Below are 3,522 nucleotides of genomic sequence, written 5' to 3'. Positions count from 1 at the left end.
AACTATGCTCAGACATCAACCGCTATTTAACGATCATTCACTACTTGAGTCGTTTTTATAGCGACATCGTTTATACCGATTGAAGTGCCAATGATAGCGGGTGGTAATCCGTAATCGCTGGGAAGTCGGTAAATTCAATATGAGGTTTTTGGCTATCTGGATTTTTAATCCCCAGTTGATAACCAATACCAGCTTTTTTCGATGCCGCTAATATCACTTCGCTGTCATCAATAAATAAACACCGTGATGGGTCTAGATTGAACTTAGTCAATGCGTACTGCCAAAATTGCGGATGTTCTTTGGGATAACCACTTTCATGGCTCGATAGCATTTCATCTAAACCGTGAGCTAAATTGGTATGATTTAGCTTAAGTGCTAAGCTTTGTGGGTGAGCATTGGTAAACAAAATGCGTTGTTTGCTTGCCCCAGCTAATGCTTGTAAAAAGGGCATACTGTCTTGGCGTAGTTTAATTCTATCTGCCGACGCATGGTGCAATGCTAAAATGTCGAGTTGTAAATAGCGTTGCCAGTAATCAAGGCAATACCAATCTAAGGTGCCAACCACATCATAATAAGCTTGTTTGACTAGAGTATTGGCTTCATCCAAGCTTATTTTGCGTTGCATGCTTAATTGTTGCGGTACAAGATGTAACCAAAAGTGGTTATCAAAGTGTAAATCTAACAGCGTACCATCCATGTCTAGCAGCACTGTGTCTATTTTATACCAAGGAAACATGTAAATTCCGGTTGTAGAATATACCTATAATAGTAAGATTGTACCCTGTCTATATTAATTCGTCACATGAGGCTTCAATGACACAACGGCATAAAAAGCCGGAGATCCTGCATACTGAAATTGTTGCCAAAAGCAGACTGTTTCAAATCGAGCAGGTACACCTTAAGTTTTCTAATGGCGTAGAACGTCAATATGAAAGAATGAAAGGTGGTAGCAGAGGTGCTGTGATGATTGTGCCTATTCATCAAGGTAATTTATTATTAGCTAGCGAATATGCAGCCGGCACTGATAATTATGAACTCGGTTTTCCTAAAGGGTTGATAGATCCAGGAGAAACAGCTGTTGAAGCCGCCAATAGAGAGCTCCAAGAAGAGATTGGTTTTGGCAGTTATCAGTTGACCCATCTAAAAGAGCTATCGCTTGCACCAGGTTATTTTTCCAGCAAAATGCATATTTTTGTCGCTGAAAAACTGTACCCTAGTCGTTTAGAGGGGGATGAGCCTGAGCCGATAGATGTTATCCCTTGGCCATTATCTGATTGGCAGTCATTACTCGATAATGTTGATTTTTCAGAGTCTCGTAGTGTGAGCGCCCTATTTTTAACACAGCAATATTTGAATACATCAATGCATAACCTTATAGATGATAATAGCTAAAGGTAAGTGATGCTGAGTAGATTAGGCCATTTACTTGGTGTCTTAATTCTGCATGCAACCCCATATAGAAAAGGCAATAGCCTTATTTATTGATGTCCTTGCTAGGTCATCTTTATCGAATCCAGTAATTGGAGTAGTAATGAAACCAGAAGATCTCATTGAGCAAGTTATAGACATTGCAACGGAAGCTGGGCAAAAAATTCGTGATATTTACCTGAAAGGTAACTTCAAGCGCGAAATTAAGTCCGACAATACCCCTGTGACGTCTGCCGATTTAGCTGCGCACGATATTATTTGCCGTCAGCTAGCTGAGCTAACACCCGACATTCCTATTTTAAGTGAGGAAGCAGCAGATATTCCATTAAGTGTCCGTGAAACATGGAAGCGCTATTGGTTGGTTGATCCATTGGATGGCACGGGTGAGTTTATTGCTGGCAGTGGTGATTTTTCAGTTATTATTGCCTTAGTTGAGCATAACCGCCCTATCATGGGTGTGGTTTATGTGCCGATGACTAAAGTATGTTATTACGCAATAGCAGGATTAGGTGCTTATAAGCGCGATGGTAAGAACGAGATACGCATTACCAGTAAACAATTAACCGGTGATGAAACTGATAATTTACGTTTAGCGGTAAGTCGCCGTCAAGATCCTCAGTCTGTGTTGAAGTTGCTCAATAAACCTAATCACTGTGAGTTGGTTGTGATGGGCGGTGCAGCATTAAAAAGTTGTTTAGTGGCCGAAGGACGTGCTGATTGTTATGTCCGCTTAGGACCGACTGGTGAATGGGATACCGGTGCTGCGCAGATTATTATTGAAGAAGCGGGAGGTGCGCTGATTGATATTAATTTACAGCCTATGACCTACAATGAGCGTGAAACACTCGAAAACCCTAATTTTATTGTGGTAGGCAGCGCTAATCTTCCGTGGGATATATTGTTAACTAATTAATTTGTTTATATTTTAATGCACATTAATTGATGTTTTAGATGTGTTGCTTTTTCGAGCGCAGACTAATTTATTAATTACATGCTTGGTAACGACATTAGAAACGGCATGCTAACGATATTGTAACGATATTGTAACGGTAGTCACCAGAAACCATCAAACACAACATCGTGGTTAAATAATGATAGCAGTTGTGCGGTTTTATCCGTTAATACCAAAATGCCTTGAACTACCGTGACCAGATTTGTGTTGATTTCACAACTGAACCTGGCGAGATACCCATAAAAATGCCCTCATCACGAGGGCATTTTTGCTCAAAAGACTTATTATTTATGGCTATCTAACCATTGATGTATAGCATGTCTGTCGCCTTGAAAGATAATTCTGTCCTGTTTCTTTTCAAGTTGATACAGATACATCGGGTCATAATAAATATCGAGTAACAGACTTATCCATTCTAAATGCTTACTGGTATCATTTTGGCTTTGTTGTACGTTAAGTGCATTATCAACTAAGTCCTGTAATTCTTGATGTTGCTTACCACCTAAGCGTTTACGAATGCCCAATAAGCTTTGAGCCAAATAAGCTCTAAATGCATCAAAGCCCGCTTGCTCACCTAATCCAGACACATAATCAGCCAGTTTTTGCTCAACATAGTCGTTTAATAAACGCGGTAAACGCGCGTCTAATGGTTCGTCGAGTACGATAATATCAGCTTGTTGCATGGCGCTGTAAAATGGCTTCGGTAGGGCTGAACGGCCTATTAACATACTTTCATCTTCTAACAGTAAATGCTTATGTTGCTGTTGTTGATGTTTCAGTAATGACACAGCTAAATTATTTTCGAAGTTAATTTGACTGGGTTGCGGATCGATATTTTTGCCAAAGCTCGACCCTTTATGATTGGCAAGGCCTTCAAGGTCGACAGACTCATTACGCTGATGGATAACTTCTGTTTTACCACTGCCTGTTATGCCACTTAAAATAAGTACTTTGGATTGGCTAGGTGCTTGTTCGATAGTATTAATTAAAAAACTACGCATGGCTTTATAACCCCCTTCAATATAGGGAATGTTCATGCCAGATTCTTTAATCCATTGCTGTGATAACTTCGAGCGTAAACCGCCACGAAAACAATATAAATAACTGTCAGGGTGTTTTGACAACTGGGCAAGCCAAGCATC

General features: G+C 40.1%; 4 protein-coding genes. 2 read left to right on the top strand and 2 right to left on the bottom strand.

Annotated elements, in window-relative coordinates:
* Positions 1 to 70 precede the first annotated feature (70 nt).
* The gene (gene yrfG / locus H5202_RS19320) at positions 71 to 736 is read right to left on the bottom strand and encodes a GMP/IMP nucleotidase (protein WP_182773494.1); all 666 of its coding nucleotides are present in this window, start codon (positions 734 to 736) and stop codon (positions 71 to 73) included.
* A 77-nt stretch (positions 737 to 813) separates the two neighbouring features.
* Here yrfG and nudE point away from each other — a divergent pair, with 77 nt between their 5' ends.
* Entirely contained in the window at positions 814 to 1,392 is a 579-nt protein-coding gene (gene nudE / locus H5202_RS19315; RefSeq protein WP_182773493.1) for an ADP compounds hydrolase NudE, read from the top strand.
* A 139-nt stretch (positions 1,393 to 1,531) separates the two neighbouring features.
* Positions 1,532 to 2,341, top strand: coding sequence for a 3'(2'),5'-bisphosphate nucleotidase CysQ (cysQ, locus tag H5202_RS19310; RefSeq protein WP_182773492.1), 810 nt, complete (start codon positions 1,532 to 1,534; stop codon positions 2,339 to 2,341).
* A gap of 323 nt (positions 2,342 to 2,664) precedes the next feature.
* On the opposite strand, the gene mnmH is transcribed toward cysQ, so the two are convergent.
* Positions 2,665 to 3,522: tRNA 2-selenouridine(34) synthase MnmH (mnmH, locus tag H5202_RS19305; protein WP_182773491.1), on the bottom strand; the 858-nt coding region annotated here is incomplete at its 5' end.

The sequence above is a fragment of the Shewanella sp. SG41-4 genome (genome assembly GCF_014164505.1).
Classification (GTDB): domain Bacteria; phylum Pseudomonadota; class Gammaproteobacteria; order Enterobacterales; family Shewanellaceae; genus Shewanella.
The sequence above is the reverse complement of the archived record's forward strand: the minus strand, read 5'-3'. Positions and strand labels throughout refer to the sequence as shown.

Bases quoted from the DNA above. Each gene is read 5' to 3' on its own strand.
- yrfG (WP_182773494.1), bottom strand. From the start codon at position 736: ATGTTTCCTTGGTATAAAATAGACACAGTGCTGCTAGACATGGATGGT.
- cysQ (WP_182773492.1), top strand. From the start codon at position 1,532: ATGAAACCAGAAGATCTCATTGAGCAAGTTATAGACATTGCAACGGAA.
- nudE (WP_182773493.1), top strand. From the start codon at position 814: ATGACACAACGGCATAAAAAGCCGGAGATCCTGCATACTGAAATTGTT.